Consider the following 16,895-nt stretch of genomic DNA (forward strand, 5'->3'; position numbering starts at 1 on the left):
ATTATGAAAAAGACAATTTCAATTTTAATAGTAGCACTAGTAACTGCATTTTCTGTTCAAGCGCAGGACAAGATGGGCAAAAATGAAGCAGTGAAAACTATTGCCTTGGAGCAAACTTCCGGTGAGTTTACACAAAAGCAAATTACTGTTTCTGAAGGAACCTATGTTTTTGACATTGCCAATAACGGTGTAGGACATGATGTAGGGTTTGTTTTGGTGAAAAAAGGACAGGATTTGAGCAAGCCTGAAAACCATATTCAAACGGCTTATGTGACCAAACCGGTTGCAACTGGAGCTTCCCAGACCTCCAAGCCCACTAAACTAACAAAAGGCGAATATGTATATTTCTGCCCTTTGAATCCAACATCAACAGACAATATTTTGACGGTGAAGTAGATGGATTGATGTATGGTTGTAGAAGCCTCTTCTGAAAAGAAGGGGCTTTTATTTTACCTCAGAATTGGCAAAAAGGGAAGGAGCCATGTTTTTTGCCATGTAAATGGGCCAATCATTTTTGAACAGATAACTTTCAGTGATGGCACTTTCGTACAAAAGATAAATTCCACCTGATATTTTCTCGATTTCCGCTTTGGAGACATTGATGATGTTTTCTCCAACAACTTCCCCCAAATAAAGCAAAAGCTCCTTCTTGTGCTTTTGGATTACGGCAATAATCTTTTTTTGCTTTGGCGAAAGCTCCCCGAACGTCTTGAGGCCCCAGCAACCGTGAAAATTCTCTTCACGATACAAATCCCTAAGAAAGTCGAAGATGGCCAAAAGCTGGTTTTTTCCAGTCTTTCGCTTGGATACAAAACTCCTTAATGAATCCAGGAGTCCATCATGTCGCTGCTGCAGATAGGCAATGCAAATCTCTTCTTTGGACTTAAAATGACTGTACAGGGTAGCTTTGGCAATACCACACTTTTCCACGATCTCATTGATTCCCGTGGAGTTGTAACCGTTAAGATAAAAGAGGTTACCCGCAGTGGTTATGATATGTTCATGTAATTCAGGACGTTGCACTGACACAAATTAAGTAAGAAATGGGGTATGCGTCAAATTTAAAAATCAAATTTTAATTGTACAATAAAAGATTCCTTGGGAGTTTCCTCGTTTTTCTTTTCCGTATTAAGGTTGGCCAAGGAGATTCCCAGCAACCTCACCGAATTTTCCAATTTGGATTGGTACAACAGTTCCTTCGCCGTCTCCAGGATGAGTTCTTTTTTGGAGACAAAATAAGGCAGGGTCTTGCTTCGCGTCTGAAGCGTAAAATCACTGTATTTGATTTTTAAGGTAATGGTTTTACCTGCAATTTTCGATTTTTCCAACCGCCGCTCCAATTCAGTGGCAATATGATCTAGCTTTTCCAGCATAAATACCTCACTGCTTAGGTTTTCACTAAATGTACGTTCAGCACCCACGGACTTTGGAATACGATGCGGTTTTACCTCACTTGTGTGAACCCCACGGACCACATAATAATAGTAACGGCCGCTCTTTCCGAAGTGCTGATCCAAAAATTCCAAGGATTTTTCCTTAAGGTCGATTCCGGTGAAAATACCTAGCTTGTACATTTTTTCCGCAGTGACTTTTCCCACCCCATAGAACTTTCGAATATCCAATTTTTCCAAGAATGCAATAACCTCTTCGGGGTTTACCGTTTTTTGTCCGTTGGGTTTGTTGTAATCACTGGCCACCTTGGCAATAAATTTATTGATGGAGATACCTGCAGAAGCGGTCAATCCGGTTTTATCCAGGATTTTCTTTCTAATTTCCTTGGCAATTAAGGTGGCCGAAGGGTTCCCTTTTTTGTTTTCGGTGACATCAAGGTAGGCCTCGTCCAAGGATAGGGGCTCCACCAAATCGGTGTATTCAAAAAAAATATCCCGTATTTGACGGGAAACTTCCTGGTAACGGTCGTAGCGGGGTCGAACAAAAATGAGGTCAGGGCAATTTCGCTTCGCGATATAACCGGCCATGGCACTCCTTACCCCGAATTTTCGAGCTTCATAACTGGCAGCGGAAACCACCCCGCGTTTGGAGCCTCCACCCACCGCAATGGGCTTGCCTAGGAGTTCAGGATTATCGCGCTGCTCCACAGATGCGTAGAAGGCATCCATGTCCACATGAATAATTTTTCGCAAAGGAAGATCCAACTCCATACCCAAATTTAGGCTATATTTAGTTTGATGGAACACTTGGAAATTGAACGGAAATTTTTGGTCAAATCAGAGGACTACAAGCATCAGGCAAATGAGCAGATTCGGATTGTCCAGGGGTTTTTGAATACGGCACCGGAACGCACGGTTCGGGTAAGGATCAAAGGAGACAAAGGGTTTTTGACCGTGAAGGGAGCTAGTAACGTTTCTGGAACTACCCGATTTGAATGGGAAACCGAAATCAACATAGCTGAGGCGACCAACTTAATTGATCTGTGCGAAGCGGTTATCCTGGAAAAAAACCGATTCAAAGTTCCATTTGGCAATCATGTTTTTGAGGTGGATGAGTTTCTTGGGGAGAATAGGGGACTTGTTGTGGCGGAAGTGGAACTGCAACATGAAGATGAGGTTTTTGATAAACCAGATTGGTTGGGGGAGGAAGTAACAGGAGATGTTAGGTACTACAATTCCCAACTCAGCAGAAAACCATTTCAAAATTGGTGATGGGAAAGTTTAGCCGTCGTTCGTGGATAAATTTGCTGATTTTTTGCTCGGCGTGCGCTGCTATTTTCGCAGATTATATGAGCTGGGAAATGCTTTATCGCATCCTTAAACCATTGACCACTGTTTTAGTGATTTCCCTTTTATTTTTTGCAAAAAACCCAAGCTTGATCAAGTTTAAGAACATTATGGTTGCCGCCTTGATCTTCTGCTTGCTTGGAGATATCCTATTGCTTAAGGATGAATTCTTCGTATTTGGTTTGGGCTCATTCCTGATAGCCCATCTGCTTTTGACTTACGGATTTGTGGTGTTGGAGGGCTTTCATTTTCGTTTGACTTCAGGGCTACTTTTTCTGGGATTGGGTTTGTCCATATTCTTTTGGCTGAAGCCCGATTTAGGGAATCTGGAATTCCCTGTGGCCATCTACATTTTGGCCATCTGTTGCATGGCTTGGCAGGGCTTTGGACTTTGGTTTAAAAAAAGGATAATGGCATATACCCTTATCGCCATTGCTGTATTCTTATTTATGTTTTCGGATACGATGATTGCTGTAAATAAGTTTAAATCCCCATTCCCTCTTTCAGGAGTTGTCATTCTGAGCACCTATTGGATGAGTATTGCTTTGATTGCCAACGCAACATTTCTAAAGCTCAAGGAGCAAGATAGATAAGGGTCAATCCAACTTTTCGTCAAGGGAGAGTATGGTCTGAAGTAAGACGTTCGTTCCGTTGGCCATGTCCTCCGCGGATGTAAATTCTTTTGGTGAGTGGCTAATTCCACCTTTGCTGGGAACGAATATCATTCCCGTAGGAGCAATATGGGCCATATCCTGAGCATCGTGTCCCGCTCCACTGGGCATATATTTAAAGGAAAGACCTAAGTTTTTGGAGACAGCTTCAATTTCCTTTTGCACTGCTGGATCGGTCAACGCTGGATCGGCGGTGGTGTCCAGGGGAACAAACTCAATCTGTACGTTGGAGGCGTTGCTTATTTCCTGGGCTTTAGCTTTAATGGCGTTAAAAACCTGCTCTATTACCTGGGAAGATAGGTCCCTAATTTCCAAACTGGCCACCACTTTTCCAGGAATCACATTGGGTGCCCCAGGCTCCGCTTTTATTCGGCCTACGGTACCTACCTGTGCACCTTCAAAACTATTGGTGACCTCATTGACGGCAACTACAAATTTGGCTGCGGCCAGAAGTGCATCTTGCCTGGCATTCATTGGGGTGGTACCTGCGTGGTTGGCAAATCCAGTGAAAACCACATCCCACCATTTTAGTCCAACTATACCCTCCACGATGCCGATATCCAAATTTTCTTTTTCCAAGATTGCGCCTTGTTCAATATGTAATTCCAAAAAGGCTGCCATGGAGTTTTTCTTTCGAATGACTTTTTTGATTTGGGTCGTATCCCCACCCAAACGCATAATACCCTCTCCCATGGTATAGCCCGTGGAATTTGCCACGGTAAAGGCCTTATGGCTTAAATGACCTGACATGGCTCGACTTCCCATTACACCACCTTCCTCGTTCGAAAAAATAATCACCTCCAAAGGATGTTTCGTCTTAATGTTGTTTTCGTTCAGGGTTTCAATGATTTCCAAAGCAGCCATAGAGCCCAAACACCCATCATAATTTCCTCCATTGGGAACGCGGTCTATATGTGAACCAAAGGAAATGGTTTTGGCTTCTTTGTTTCTACCCTTTCTAAGTCCGATAATATTTCCCGCATAGTCAATGGATACGGCCAAGCCCATATTTTCCAGGGTTTGAACCACCCATTTCCTTGCTTCAATGTCCGCATCACTGAAAGCCACCCGCTCCGTTTCTCCATTTTCTTGTAACCCAATTTTGGCTAATTCCATAATTCGGGATTCCAATCGATTTTGATTAACGCGAACTTCATTTTTCTGACCCAAAATGGAAAAGTGGACCAAACAAAGCAAGATAAAAAGAAGACGAATTCCCATGATTAAAAGTGTTCTGAAATTAATCCAAATTGAGTTCGATGCTATAATGCACCTTTATAAATATAGGGATAAAACCAGCTAAGCGTTAGTTATCAGCTAAATGGAATTTTAAGAGGCTTACTTTTCTTTAATCGGAATCCAGATTTCCTCTTCGGAATTGGGGTCGTTGTTTCTGTATTTACTGCCCAAAACCTCAAAATGTGGTCTGTCGTCCAAAAGGTATTTGGAATTGGGGAGCCAAACCGTAAAAATATATTGGAAAATGGAAGTGTCAGCACTGGAACCTTTATAATGAAAAACAGCATAGAGCCCACTTTTTAAGGTAAAACTGTCCATTCCATCAGGGATATTTTCATGGTCTGCGACTTCAACACTGGCCCATTTTACAAAATTGTTGGTGGGGCTGAAATTTGCAAAATAGGAAGGGTCGTATACTTGCATCGAAATAAAATCAGAAGAAAGCCTGTTCTCTATTTCATGGATTCTTGACCTAAATTTTCCCCATAGCTCGAAGGTTTTATTGTGAACCAAGCTCATGGAGGTATGCATACCCACAAGTTGTTTCTCCTTAAGTACGTTGATTTGGGGTTCCATTTACCTTTTAAAGGGAGCTTTTAAATTGCTCCAAAAACCGAATGTCATTTTCACTTAACAATCGGATGTCTGAAATTTGGTGAAGTAGCAACGCAATACGATCAATACCCATACCAAATGCAAATCCTGAATACACCCCAGGGTCAATATTACAATTTTTCAGTACATTGGGATCTACCATCCCGCATCCCATGATTTCCAACCATCCTGTACCCTTGGTCATACGATAATCGGTTTCGGTTTCCAATCCCCAATACACATCCACCTCTGCGCTAGGCTCCGTAAACGGGAAATAGGATGGGCGTAATCTAATTTTTGACTTGCCGAACATTTCCGAGGTGAAATACTGCAAGGTTTGTTTCAAATCCGCGAAAGAGACGTTTTTGTCCACGTACAATCCTTCCACCTGATGAAAGAAACAATGGGAGCGCGCTGAAATGGCCTCGTTCCGATATACCCTACCAGGGGAAATGGTTCTTATGGGGGGTTGGTTGTTTTCCATATACCGCACCTGGACACTGGAGGTGTGCGTGCGCAAAAGAATGTCAGGATCGGTCTGGATAAAGAACGTATCCTGCATATCCCTTGCCGGATGATATTCAGGAAGGTTCAGAGCTGTAAAGTTATGCCAATCGTCTTCAATTTCCGGGCCTTCGGAAACATTGAAACCAATTCTTGAAAATATATCTATGATTTGGTTCTTTACAATGGAAATAGGGTGCCTGGCTCCCAGAGGGATAGGTTCACCAGGTCGTGTTAAATCCCCAAATTTGCCGGAAGTCTCCGCTTGGTTTTCCAAAGCCTCTTTCAGGGAGTTAACCTTATCGGTGGCTGAGGTTTTCAATTGGTTGACCACCTGCCCAAATTCTTTTTTCTGTTCGTTAGGAACATTCTTGAATTCGGCAAAGAAGGAATTCAGCAACCCTTTTTTCCCCAAGTACTTAATTCGAAAAGCCTCAATTTCATCTTTGGATACAGAAGTAAAGTTCTCAACTTCAATCAAATGCTCCTTTATGGTCTCAATCATCTTTGTTGGCTGTATTGGCCGACAAATTTAGCAAATTGTCCTTGAATATATAGGCTATGAGAAAATGAACTGCCACCCCACCAAAGAAATGCCATAACCAATGGGTGCCCATTGGAAAAAATGTCTGGGTAAGATCAATACTTCTAAAGTAAATGGCAAGGGCAAAAACCAAAAAGGCCAAACTAGCCAGCCCCGCATTTTTCCATTGGGTTTTGTACAGGTGCCAGCCCAAGGGCAATAGAATGGTAAGTGCTGTAATCACATAGCCCAAAGAGATTCGCAGTCCTGATGGGATGGGGAGGGTCCGCAGCAAAAAGGAAGCTCCCAAAACAGCCACAATCAAGAGCAATCGAGACCACCATGTTTGAGCCAGTTTGAAAATAAAATAGATGACCAAGGCCAAACAGAGAAACATGATGGGCATCCAATCCAATCGAAGCCAAAACTCGTGGCTACGCGTGGCGTGAAACATAGTACCACCAACATAGCTGATTGCGATTATAGGGAGCACCCATGCCAAAAACTGATGTTGTTTTGGGTTTTTGTACACCTTCAATCCCCAATAGACCACCAGTACTACAAAAATGAGATTGCTATAGGTGTTGAAAGGTTCCACAGGAAATCTTCCTTCCAATGTTTCCAGATAAATGGGCCCTGTATCGTTCGGGAATTTGGTCAATGGAATCAAAAGAAAATCTTTAAGCAGACCCTATTAGACGTCCAAATCCTTTACATTTTCCTTTATCCATTCCAAACAGGAATCGAAGTCTTCAAAGATATTTTCTCTCGGAATCAAATCGGGAATAATATCAATACGTTCCATCATATACTTGGGTTGATCTAGGATCCCCACCAACATAACGTGAATATCCTTTTTCCTAAGATCCTGTAGTACATCTTCCATGGCATACAAACCGGATTGATCCATGTATTGCATCCGATCCATTCGGATGACAACATTGGATGCCGTAGGAGGTATTTGTTCGGCCAATTGTTGGAAATCACTGGTGGAACCAAAGAAAAGCGGCCCTTTAATGTGCTTGATGAACACTTCTTCCTTAAGTTTCTGTGGAAAATTCTTTTCATCCGCCCAAGGTTGCTCCTTTAAAGGTTTAACAACGGAGCGCGTAGCGGTAAGATCTCCAATTTTCTTCATGAACATAAGAGAAGCGATTACCAATCCAATGCCTACGGCATACACTAAGTTCCAAATGGAAGAAAGTACCAGAACAACAAGCATCACTATAACCTCAGAACTGAGTTTTAACGGACCAACTTTCATATCTTTTGGCAAGTACGGAATGGCTTTTAGACCTTTATAATCCATCACCCCAATCCCAACGGTAACCAAAATACCAGCTAAAACCGCAGCAGGAATTTGGGATGCAACAGGACCCAATGCCAAAAGAATGACCAAGAGCAAAAGACCTGCGATCATTCCTGAAAGACGAGTTTTACCTCCTGAATTGATATTCACCACCGTTCTAATGGTAGCACCTGCACCAGGAATCCCTCCAAAAACTGCTGCAATACTGTTACCAATTCCTTGCCCCACCAATTCCTTATTGGGTTTGTGTTTGGTTTGTGTCATGTTGTCGGCGACAACAGACGTCAACAAAGAATCTATCGCTCCTAAGAGTGAGAGGGTAAGTGCAGTAAAAATGTAAGGAGTGAGCGAAGACAGTTTAAACTGGGTAAAAATGTCCATTTGAAGAATTGGAAGCCCTTCTGGGATTTTTTCAATGGGTCTGTAATCCCATCCAAGCCCATAGGCAAGTCCAGAGACCACAATAAGTGCCACAAGGGTACTGGGTACCGCGGTAGTGATCCTTTTAAATCCGTAAATGATGAAGATGGTGGCCAAGGCCAGCCCCAATTCCAACCAATTAATGTTTTGTAGGGCACGCGGGAGTACTTTGATGGTCCCAACAACCCCAGAAGCATCTTTGGCGGCCAAAGTCTTGGCCTCTTTTTGCATGTCCTCAGGGGTGATCTGGCTTGCCCTTCTGATGGTTTCCTCAAAATCCTCGAGTACCAGAATTCCTTCGCCAGCCTCTTCCTTTAGGATGTTTTCCAGAATCTCCTCTTCAGCGGCAGCCTTAAACTGATTCACATATTCGGCATCCTCTTTTGGATAGTAACCTACCGCAGGTAGAATTTGGGTAACCAGAATAATCACGCCAATGGCTGTCATGAATCCAGAAACCACTGGGTAAGGAATATACTTGATATACTTACCAAGGCCAATAAGCCCCAGTCCTATTTGCATTAGACCAGACAATAGGAATACCGCCAAAATAATGGGCAAGGCCTTATTGACATCCCCATCATGAACGGCAAGAATTCCACCTATAATAACCATACTCACGGCCGTCATAGGTGCGGTAGGCCCAGAAATCTGCGTGTTGGTTCCTCCAAAGAGGGCTGCAAAAAAACTAATGAAAATTGCACCGTACAATCCGGCACTTGGGCCCAATCCGGAGCTTACCCCGAAAGCAAGAGCCAGGGGCAAAGCCACAATACCTGCGGTGATTCCCCCAAATAAATCCCCTCTAAAATGCTTGAACATACCTTACAGTTGGTTATAAGTTGTAATGTAAGATAGTGATTTTAGAAAATTAAAAAAGGCCAATGAAATGTTAAACACTGGCCTTTTCGAAATTGTTGGGGAAAGGGTCTTTACATATAACTCACCTTTCCGTTGGAGATGTCGTACATGCCTCCAACAATCAGAATTTCCCCATTGTCCTCCATTTCTTTTAAAACAGGGCTTTGGGTTCTAATGTTATCCATGGTCAATTGCACATTCTTCTCTGCAACGGTATTTACAAAACCCAAATTCTTGGAAGTTCGTTCCGAAGCTTCGGAAGGTTCTGAAACGGCATTGACAGCGGGCTTAATTTTACTGAGCAATTCTGTAAGATTTCCCATTTTCGCATCGTCACAAGCACCTTTAACCGCTCCACAAGCGGTGTGGCCAAGCACAACAATGATCTTGGTGCCAGCAAGCTTGCAAGCAAACTCCATGCTGCCCAAGATATCCTCGTTTACAATGTTACCGGCTACCCTAGCGCTAAAGATGTCTCCAACCCCTTGGTCAAAAATCAATTCTGCTGACACCCTTGAATCGATACAGCTTAGGATGGTGGCAAAGGGAAATTGCCCTGATGCTGTTTGGGCCACTTGAGCCAAAAGATCGCGATCGGCCTGGTTCGTTTCTACAAAACGACTATTGCCTTCTTTCAATAGATCCCAGGCAGCCTGGGGCGTCAAGGCGGCTTGGGTTTCTTTCGTTTGTGTTATCATAATTTCTTCGGTTGTCTTTAATTTAAAGCGTTAGCAAATTTTGTGTTGCGCTTTCCAGCTAAAAGGAAAGGCACATTAAATTTACCAATTACATTTTTAACATTGATATTGGCATTGGATGCATCTTCCAAATCCACGTACAGCAAGTCAACATTTGTTCTGGAGAGGTAGGTTGCCATGTTGTTTATGGCATTGTCCTGCGGCTCAAAAACATATTCCACCATTTTTGGACCCTCCTGATCTTGAACACTTTGATCCTCACGATTCGCAATTTTGAATGATTTTAGAGGCTGGGAACTTTGAGATATCAACTTCTCCATCAAATCCATGTTCCCAAAATCTTTTTTGCCATTCACTACCCCCAAAGAGAGTTCTTTGTTGTTGGAGATAACTTGTTCGTGGGACGCAATCATAACCAAACCATCAAATGTTGACATGACATGTTTAGTGATTCCATCTCCCAAAAATTTGATTGGGATGGATTTTCTTTGGCCCAAAATGATAACATCAGGACGCATTTCCTGGATTTGTCTGTTTATTTCTTCCTTAACGTTACCCACCTTAAACGTGGTGTCGATTTTTAACCCAAAATCCTCTTCAATGGGCTTAACCAACTGTTTAATGTGTTTTTTAGAGGTTGTATAGGTATCATTGATCGATCGTACCGCAGATAACTGATTGTCTTGTTTTACAACAACCAGAGGTTGCTTTACATGTAAAAGGGAAATTTCCCCTCCAATCATTTTCGCCAGGCCGGCGGTGTTTTTCAAAATAGTATCGGTCTTTTTCTTTAGATCCGCAAGGATCAATATTTTATAATTCTTATTTTTCATAATAAATTAATTTAAGCTTAAACTTGATTTTGGGCGAGTTCTAAAGAACTCAATAAAACTGGCGGGGTTTTCTTCAATCCCGCGCTTTGACACCAATTTTATATCGATATTCCTTTCTTTGGCCTTAAAGGCAAAATCTTCGAGAATTTCGATGATATCATTGTCAAGGTATCTGGTATTCAAAAGACTGAGCTCCAAATAGGTGTCATTGGGAAGACTGTCCAATTCTTTTAGAATGGCTCCTTTGTTAAAGAAGGTCACCTCCTCGGCCAATGTCATTTTAATTTTATGCTTGCCGTTGCTCTTGTCCTCAATATGAAGGAAGTGCGAGTTTTGGTAGCTCTTCAATAAAATGACCACAATCCCGACCATCAGACCCAATCCAATCCCGATGAGTAAATCGGTGAAAACAATACCGAACACGGTAACCACAAAGGGGACAAATTGTTTCCAGCCCAGTTCATACATTTTTTTGAACAATGCCGGTTTTGCCAACTTGTATCCAACGATGAACAATATGGCTGCCAACACTGACAGGGGAATCATATTCAACAGTCTTGGAATCAAAATAATGGATATCAACAGGAAGAATCCATGAATAATTGCAGAAGCCTTGGTTCTACCTCCAGATTGGATATTGGCAGAACTTCTAACAATAACCTGTGTTACAGGTAATCCTCCCAACAAACCAGAAATACTATTTCCCACGCCTTGGGCAAAAAGTTCCTTGTTGGTAGGGGTAGTTCGTTTATGGGGATCTAGCTTATCGGTCGCCTCCACACATAAAAGGGTTTCTAAACTGGCCACTAAGGCTATGGTGAAAGCCGTTATCCAAATTTCAGAATTACCTATCACGCTAAAGTTGGGAAAGCTAAGTAAGGTACCCAAGGTGTCAATGCTTTCCGGGATTGGTACACTTACCAAAAGTTTATCGGAAATACCAAAGGTGGAATCATCTTTTGTGAATACATAAAACAAAATTCCCAAAACCACGGCAACCAACGGGCCTTGTACCAATTGGAAAAATTTGGACTTTTTGCTAAGTACCTTATCCCAAAGCAATAGAATTGCCAGCGCCACAATAGCGACAATCGTCGCTCCTGGACTGATATAGTTTAAGGAGTTTATAATTTCCGTGAAAGTGTTTTCCCCATCTACCTGGAAAAAGGCAAAATTTCCCTCGGTGTTTTCGCTATATCCGAAGAAATGCGGAATCTGCTTTAAGATGATAATAATACCGATTCCGGTAAGCATTCCTTTAATTACGGAAGATGGAAAGTAATAGGCTATAACCCCAGCTTTTAGGATACTGAAGAGAATTTGAATTAGGCCACCCAAAACAACGGCAACCAAAAAGTTTTCAAAACCACCTAAAGTTCCAATAGCGGTCAATACAATGGCAGCCAAACCTGCGGCAGGACCACTTACTCCAATTTGGGAGCCACTTAGGGCACCCACTACGATTCCCCCGATGATACCGGCAATAAGCCCCGAAAACAAGGGTGCTCCACTGGCAAGTGCAATACCTAAACATAGTGGTAATGCAACAAAAAATACTACGATACTTGCAGGCAAGTCGCTTTTAATATGCTTGAACATGAAATAAAAAGTTGTTGCCTCCGCTATAGTTTTTAGGTTGGAGGCGGTTAAAAATTGATAAAAAGTCTTGGGTTATACCAATTCTTCTGGAGGGGGGAGCAAAATCTCTGCTGTTACATCCAATAAAAGAGATGGGTCTTCTGTATTTTCAACCTTTGCATTTTGGTCAAAAAAGTTATTGTCAGAAGAGAATGGACTTAGAAACAAATCCTTTTCGCCAAATTTTTTCTCAGATTCCTTTTCCGATTTTTTTTCTTCATCGCCGGAATCCATGTGTATAGCAATAGAGCAATCCCTATCCACCAAAGGTGCTATTGATGGTGCCAATATGGAGAATATCAGCATTAAACAAATAAAAGGATGCGCTATGGCCTTCAGCATTTGGGAAATTTTAGACAAAAATAAACTTATGAGTGTTTATTACTGTTAAATAAATTTTAAAAATCTTTCAACAGCCTTATGCTTTCCTTTGGCAACCAACCCGTTTGCCCATCAGCCAATTGAATCTTTTTCCAGTCGTCCAATTGATCTAACACCTTAACCTTGGTTCCTTCGTGAAGGGTAAATACAACTTCACTATTGGAGTTGGGCTCTGAACTGATTTTTACTTCCTGACTAAAAATTATGGCAGGATTATCATTTTTAAATTCTTGATATTGCAAATAGGCCAACAGTACACATAGCACACCGACAATCAGGGCAAATACACTGGAAATAAAAGCAATACGTTTTTGTGTGGCTGGACGCAAAAAGAAGTAGGCCAAATAGGCCAAAACAAACAACAGAATAAGTGCTACAGCCAAATACGCCCATTGATCAAATGAGAAAAAGTTGACCAATGCGTAATAGAATTGCGCAATTTCCGTCTTGGGCATTTCCTCCACGGCATCCAATCGCATGTTCTGTGCGTACCCTAAATTATTTAGAATTTCCTTGTCGTTTGGCTTTAACAATAAGGCTTTTTCATAATACAGAATACTGGGCCCGATAGCATTTAATTTGTAGTGGCAATTCCCCAGATTGAAGTACAATTCTGCAGAATGCTCTCCATTTTCCAGGATTTTCCCATAGTTTTCAATGGCCTTGGTGTATTCTCCTTTATTGTAAAATTCTGTGGCCTGTTTAAACAAGGCACTATTTTGGGCGGTTCCCAAAACGACAGATAAACAGAGGGTCAAGGTCAAGAGGAACTGTCTCATAATTGTTTATCCAGTTTAGAGATTACTTCACTTGCCTTTGCATAGTCATTTTGCATTTGCACATCAGAGAAAGGGCTGTACCTAGCCATCTCACAATTTTGCAAGAGGCTTATAAAACCTTCAATATCGGAACTGTCTACATTTTTGTCGGATAAAATCTGTGTGATTTTTTCCTTGCTGAATTCCGAGGTCTCAATCTTCAACTTGGCCTTAAGGTAATTGTGCAATCCTTTTTCCAGAGCTACATAAAACGCCTCTTTGTTCCCAAGCTCCTTTTTGGCGGTGGAGAGATACTTTCTTGCCAACCTATTGGCTTTCTTGATCTTATTGCCTACCACGTCGCTTGCAATGGCTTCCCTTTTCTTAAAGGAGAACACCGCAATGGGAATTAGGATAAGTGGTGCAAACAACAAGAGATAGAAGGTATTGGAACCAAAGAAATAATTGGTGCCGATCTTGGTCAAATTGGGATTCAACTTTATAAAATGGAACTGCTTACCTGTGGGAACTACAAATTGCTTATTGGTCGTTACTGCACTTTCAGTGCCAGAAGAACTTAAAGGACCTTCCAGAACCTCAATATTGATTTCTTCAGAATCAATGGTTACATATTTTGAGGTTTTGGGATTGAAATAGCTAAATGAGATACTTGGAATAGGATATTTGCCCCTGTAAGAAGGAACAATGGTATAATTGTTGGCCACGCGGCCCTCCATACCCGTGCTAATGGTACGTACTTTCTCGTCAAATTCAGGTTCATATACTTCCAAGGCGCTGGGCAGTTCAGGCTCGGGAAGTTGGAAAAGCTTTAGATTCCCTTTGCCTGAAACCTCCACTTTTGCCTGTAGGGATTCCGAAGCATTGAGTGTTTGCTTGCTCGTGGTCACCTTAAAATCGAAGTCTCCAACGGCCCCTCCAAAGTTGGCTGGTTTACCAGCCTCTGGTAACCCCTTTACGCTCAAGGTTCTTCTTCCGGCGGAGACCGTTTTGGTGGTTTGGGTGTAAATTCTACCTCCAAAGAAATCCCTTCTGTTGGTAGGTACATCCACATAAATTTCCAAAGCAAGTGGCTCAATATCCAATTTTCCGGATTTCTGGGGATACAGTACTACTTTTTTCAGCACAACGGATAAATAGGGCTTACCGTTATAAGTTGTATTTATGGGTTTGGGTTTGGAAACGTCAATTTCCTGACTCCAAAAGTTATTGTAGGTAGGATTGTCGAGTGACCTGTAATTGGTCACCCGAATGGAGTGGCCTACATAAAGTTTATAGGTAACGGTTACCGCCTCATTCAAATAAGGGCTTCCATTGGATACTTCTGCTACCAAATGAAGACTTTCATCCGCAACATCGTCCACCGTTTTTTGGTCATTGGGTTTGTCCACGGCAGCCGTGACTTCTACCGTCTTTGGTAAAGTTTTATAGGTTTCGCCACTGATTTCTATGGTAGCCTGCTTAATGTTGAATCTCCCTCTGGCCGTAGGAACCAAAATATAGGAGTAAGTTTTGGAAAAGCTTCGCTTCCCGTTGACCCATGAAGAGCTAATGGATTGGGATGGCCCCATGACCACTTTGAACCCATCGAAGGAAGGTGGATTGAAATTGTCTCCATCCTTGTTCATGGTAAACTCCACCCTTAGGCGCTCATTTATTCCCAGTTTTTCCTTGCTGAGGTTCATTTCAAAAGTAACCTCTTCTTCCTGTTTTTCTTGGGCATACAAAGGATTGCCCAAAAAGATTGGGGAACAAATCAACACCCATAAAATGGACCATTTGATTTTCATTACCAATCCTTCTCGTTTTTGATTTTTTTGCCTTTCACTTTTTTCGCCTCCATCTTCTCCTGTACTTTTTTCTCCTCGTTCTGCATGGCTTCTAGCAGATTTTGTATCTGCTGCTTTGAAAGTTGGTTGGGGCGGGGTTGCTGTTGCTTCTCATCTGGCTGATCTCCTTCGCTGGGTTTTTGCTCTTGCTCCTTCTTTTCATCACCGTCCCCCTCAGTATTTTCCTCAGGTTTGTTTTCTCCATTTTCCCCATCATCGCCTTGATCTTTGTTCTCATCCTGATCTTGTTCCCCCTCTTGATCTTTGTCGTTTTCCCCGTCGTTGTTTTGGTCTTGGTTCTTGTCTTTTTGATCTTGTTGATCCTGCTGATCTTGGTTATCGTCGTTTTGGTCGTTGTTCTGCTCGTCTTGCTGATTTTCCATCATTTTTTTGGCTAAAGCAAGATTGTATCGGGTCTCTTCATCCGTTGGATTATTGCGCAAGGCCTCCTTATAAGCTTCAACTGCTTTTTGGTATTCCTTATTTTTCATGAACACATTGCCCATGTTGTGGAAAGCTTTATGCTTACCTGGTTTTTCCTTGGATTTTTCCCCGGCCTGTTTGAATCGGCCAAAGGCCTCCTCAAAACTTTCTCTGTTGTAATAGGCAGTTCCCAAATTAAAGGGCGCAACGGTATTGTCCGAACTCTTTGAAATAGCTTTTCTGTATTCGCCTTCTGCGGCGATAAAATCATTGGTGGTCAATTCCTTGTTGGCATCCCAGGTTAGATTCGTGGACGCCTGCAGTGCCTTCTCTGCCTCTTTGGCTGCTTCACCTTCTTGTCCATAAGCCCAAACGGTACAGAACAAGAGACCCAAAATCAATCTTAGCTTATGCATCATCGTGTTCATTAAAAAGGTTTAGTTTTTTCAACCACTTGGTTTTTCTATCCAGCAAGAAAACGTCCAAAAATAAAAAGAAAAGACCTATGCCCAAGAACCACTGAAATTGGTCTTTGTATTCGGCAAATTGCTTGGCCTCGAATTCTTTTTTGTCCATTTGGTTCAACTGTTCCTTGATATATTCCACAGCATTTTCGGTGTTGGAACCATCAATATATTCCCCGTTACCCTCTTGGGCAATTTCGGAAAGTACGGCCTCATTAAGCTTTGTGATTACAACTTCCCCTTGGTTGTCCTTCTTTAGGCCCTCAACAATGCCATTTCTTTTGAGAGGAATGGGTGCTCCTTTGGGTTTTCCAACTCCAATGGTAAAAATGCGAATACCATTTTGAATGGCTTTGTCCACTGCTTCAATGGTAGAACGTACTGAATGATCCTCACCATCAGACACAATGAACAAAACCCGATTGGTCTGTTCTGCATCATTGTAATAGGTGCTTGCCAAATCTATGGCCGCATTGATTGCCGTTCCTTGGGAGGACAACATATTGGTGTTCATGCTTTGAAGGAACATCTTGGCCGCACCATAATCCGTGGTAATGGGCAGTTGTGGATATGCTTGGCCTGCATAGGCAATAATTCCAATCCGATCACTCGCCAATTGATTGATAATCTCTGAGACCAGGCGTTTGGATTTCTCCAGTCGGTTGGGTGCAATATCCTCTGCCAGCATACTTTTGGAAACATCCACTGCAAAAACAATATCGACCCCTTCTCGTTTAACCGTCTCCAACTTGGTTCCAATTTTGGGGTTGACCAAGCCCAAAATCAAAAAACTTAGACCCAATAAAAGAAATATGAGTTTAAGTGCAGATTTAAAACTTGAACGATTGGGCGCCAACTTGCGCAAAAGCCCAACTTCTGCAAACTGCCGTTGGGTTCTCTTCTTCCAAACTTGAAGAAAAAAGAAAGCCACCACCATTACGGGGATAATGGCCAAAAGATAGAAATATGCTTTTTCGTCAAGCTGAATCATTGT

Annotated in this window: 18 protein-coding genes; 3 read left to right on the top strand and 15 right to left on the bottom strand. The window is 42.2% G+C overall.

Going from position 1 to position 16,895, the window contains the following annotated elements:
- The first annotated feature begins 3 nt into the window (after nucleotides 1-3).
- The gene (locus ACRHOZ_RS09035) at nucleotides 4-396 is read left to right on the top strand and encodes a plastocyanin/azurin family copper-binding protein (RefSeq protein WP_431124851.1); all 393 of its coding nucleotides are present in this window, start codon (nucleotides 4-6) and stop codon (nucleotides 394-396) included.
- Between the two features lie 48 nt (nucleotides 397-444).
- Here the strand turns inward: ACRHOZ_RS09035 and ACRHOZ_RS09040 are convergent, their stop codons facing one another.
- Entirely contained in the window at nucleotides 445-1,023 is a 579-nt protein-coding gene (locus ACRHOZ_RS09040; RefSeq protein ID WP_420401259.1) for a TetR/AcrR family transcriptional regulator, read from the bottom strand.
- 38 nt (nucleotides 1,024-1,061) lie between these two features.
- Complete coding sequence (gene dinB, locus ACRHOZ_RS09045; protein WP_431124854.1) at nucleotides 1,062-2,162, bottom strand: DNA polymerase IV; 1,101 nt, start codon at nucleotides 2,160-2,162, stop codon at nucleotides 1,062-1,064.
- Between the two features lie 27 nt (nucleotides 2,163-2,189).
- Here dinB and ACRHOZ_RS09050 point away from each other — a divergent pair, with 27 nt between their 5' ends.
- Both ACRHOZ_RS09050 and ACRHOZ_RS09055 read left to right on the top strand, forming a co-directional pair.
- On the top strand, nucleotides 2,190-2,663 hold the full coding sequence (locus tag ACRHOZ_RS09050; RefSeq protein WP_431124856.1) for a CYTH domain-containing protein: 474 nt from the start codon (nucleotides 2,190-2,192) through the stop codon (nucleotides 2,661-2,663).
- 89 nt (nucleotides 2,664-2,752) lie between these two features.
- Nucleotides 2,753-3,331: a lysoplasmalogenase gene (locus tag ACRHOZ_RS09055; RefSeq protein ID WP_431124858.1), complete on the top strand. Its 579-nt coding sequence runs from the start codon at nucleotides 2,753-2,755 to the stop codon at nucleotides 3,329-3,331.
- A gap of 3 nt (nucleotides 3,332-3,334) precedes the next feature.
- Here ACRHOZ_RS09055 and ACRHOZ_RS09060 read toward each other — a convergent pair whose 3' ends face one another.
- The 13 genes from ACRHOZ_RS09060 to ACRHOZ_RS09120 form a co-directional block, all read right to left on the bottom strand.
- A complete protein-coding gene (locus ACRHOZ_RS09060; RefSeq protein ID WP_431124860.1) occupies nucleotides 3,335-4,630 on the bottom strand; it encodes a Zn-dependent hydrolase in 1,296 nt (431 codons plus the stop codon).
- A 117-nt stretch (nucleotides 4,631-4,747) separates the two neighbouring features.
- Complete coding sequence (locus ACRHOZ_RS09065) at nucleotides 4,748-5,224, bottom strand: GyrI-like domain-containing protein (RefSeq protein WP_431124862.1); 477 nt, start codon at nucleotides 5,222-5,224, stop codon at nucleotides 4,748-4,750.
- 7 nt (nucleotides 5,225-5,231) lie between these two features.
- Nucleotides 5,232-6,251, bottom strand: a complete 1,020-nt coding sequence (gene pheS, locus ACRHOZ_RS09070; protein ID WP_431124865.1) for a phenylalanine--tRNA ligase subunit alpha — start codon at nucleotides 6,249-6,251, stop codon at nucleotides 5,232-5,234.
- Entirely contained in the window at nucleotides 6,244-6,939 is a 696-nt protein-coding gene (locus ACRHOZ_RS09075; RefSeq protein WP_431124867.1) for a hypothetical protein, read from the bottom strand. Before ACRHOZ_RS09075 ends, pheS begins: the two co-directional genes overlap by 8 nt.
- Nucleotides 6,940-6,963: 24 nt before the next feature.
- Nucleotides 6,964-8,820, bottom strand: a complete 1,857-nt coding sequence (locus ACRHOZ_RS09080) for a SulP family inorganic anion transporter (protein ID WP_431124869.1) — start codon at nucleotides 8,818-8,820, stop codon at nucleotides 6,964-6,966.
- 110 nt (nucleotides 8,821-8,930) lie between these two features.
- Nucleotides 8,931-9,557 (bottom strand): carbonic anhydrase family protein, encoded by a 627-nt coding sequence (locus tag ACRHOZ_RS09085; RefSeq protein WP_431124871.1) that lies wholly within the window; start codon nucleotides 9,555-9,557, stop codon nucleotides 8,931-8,933.
- 17 nt (nucleotides 9,558-9,574) lie between these two features.
- On the bottom strand, nucleotides 9,575-10,390 hold the full coding sequence (locus tag ACRHOZ_RS09090; protein ID WP_431124873.1) for a universal stress protein: 816 nt from the start codon (nucleotides 10,388-10,390) through the stop codon (nucleotides 9,575-9,577).
- A gap of 6 nt (nucleotides 10,391-10,396) precedes the next feature.
- A complete protein-coding gene (locus ACRHOZ_RS09095) occupies nucleotides 10,397-11,989 on the bottom strand; it encodes a SulP family inorganic anion transporter (protein ID WP_420401250.1) in 1,593 nt (530 codons plus the stop codon).
- Nucleotides 11,990-12,061: 72 nt separating this feature from the next.
- Nucleotides 12,062-12,370, bottom strand: a complete 309-nt coding sequence (locus tag ACRHOZ_RS09100) for a hypothetical protein (RefSeq protein ID WP_431124877.1) — start codon at nucleotides 12,368-12,370, stop codon at nucleotides 12,062-12,064.
- A gap of 56 nt (nucleotides 12,371-12,426) precedes the next feature.
- Complete coding sequence (locus ACRHOZ_RS09105; protein ID WP_431124879.1) at nucleotides 12,427-13,188, bottom strand: SH3 domain-containing protein; 762 nt, start codon at nucleotides 13,186-13,188, stop codon at nucleotides 12,427-12,429.
- A complete protein-coding gene (locus ACRHOZ_RS09110; RefSeq protein ID WP_431124881.1) occupies nucleotides 13,185-14,975 on the bottom strand; it encodes a BatD family protein in 1,791 nt (596 codons plus the stop codon). The genes ACRHOZ_RS09105 and ACRHOZ_RS09110 overlap by 4 nt, the downstream gene beginning before the upstream one ends.
- Nucleotides 14,975-15,865, bottom strand: a complete 891-nt coding sequence (locus ACRHOZ_RS09115; RefSeq protein WP_431124884.1) for a tetratricopeptide repeat protein — start codon at nucleotides 15,863-15,865, stop codon at nucleotides 14,975-14,977. Before ACRHOZ_RS09115 ends, ACRHOZ_RS09110 begins: the two co-directional genes overlap by 1 nt.
- The gene (locus ACRHOZ_RS09120) at nucleotides 15,846-16,892 is read right to left on the bottom strand and encodes a VWA domain-containing protein (RefSeq protein ID WP_431124886.1); all 1,047 of its coding nucleotides are present in this window, start codon (nucleotides 16,890-16,892) and stop codon (nucleotides 15,846-15,848) included. Before ACRHOZ_RS09120 ends, ACRHOZ_RS09115 begins: the two co-directional genes overlap by 20 nt.
- Between the last annotated feature and the right edge of the window lie 3 nt (nucleotides 16,893-16,895).

Origin of the sequence: Flagellimonas flava, assembly GCF_050617915.1 — a bacterium.
Lineage (GTDB): Bacteria > Bacteroidota > Bacteroidia > Flavobacteriales > Flavobacteriaceae > Flagellimonas > Flagellimonas flava_A.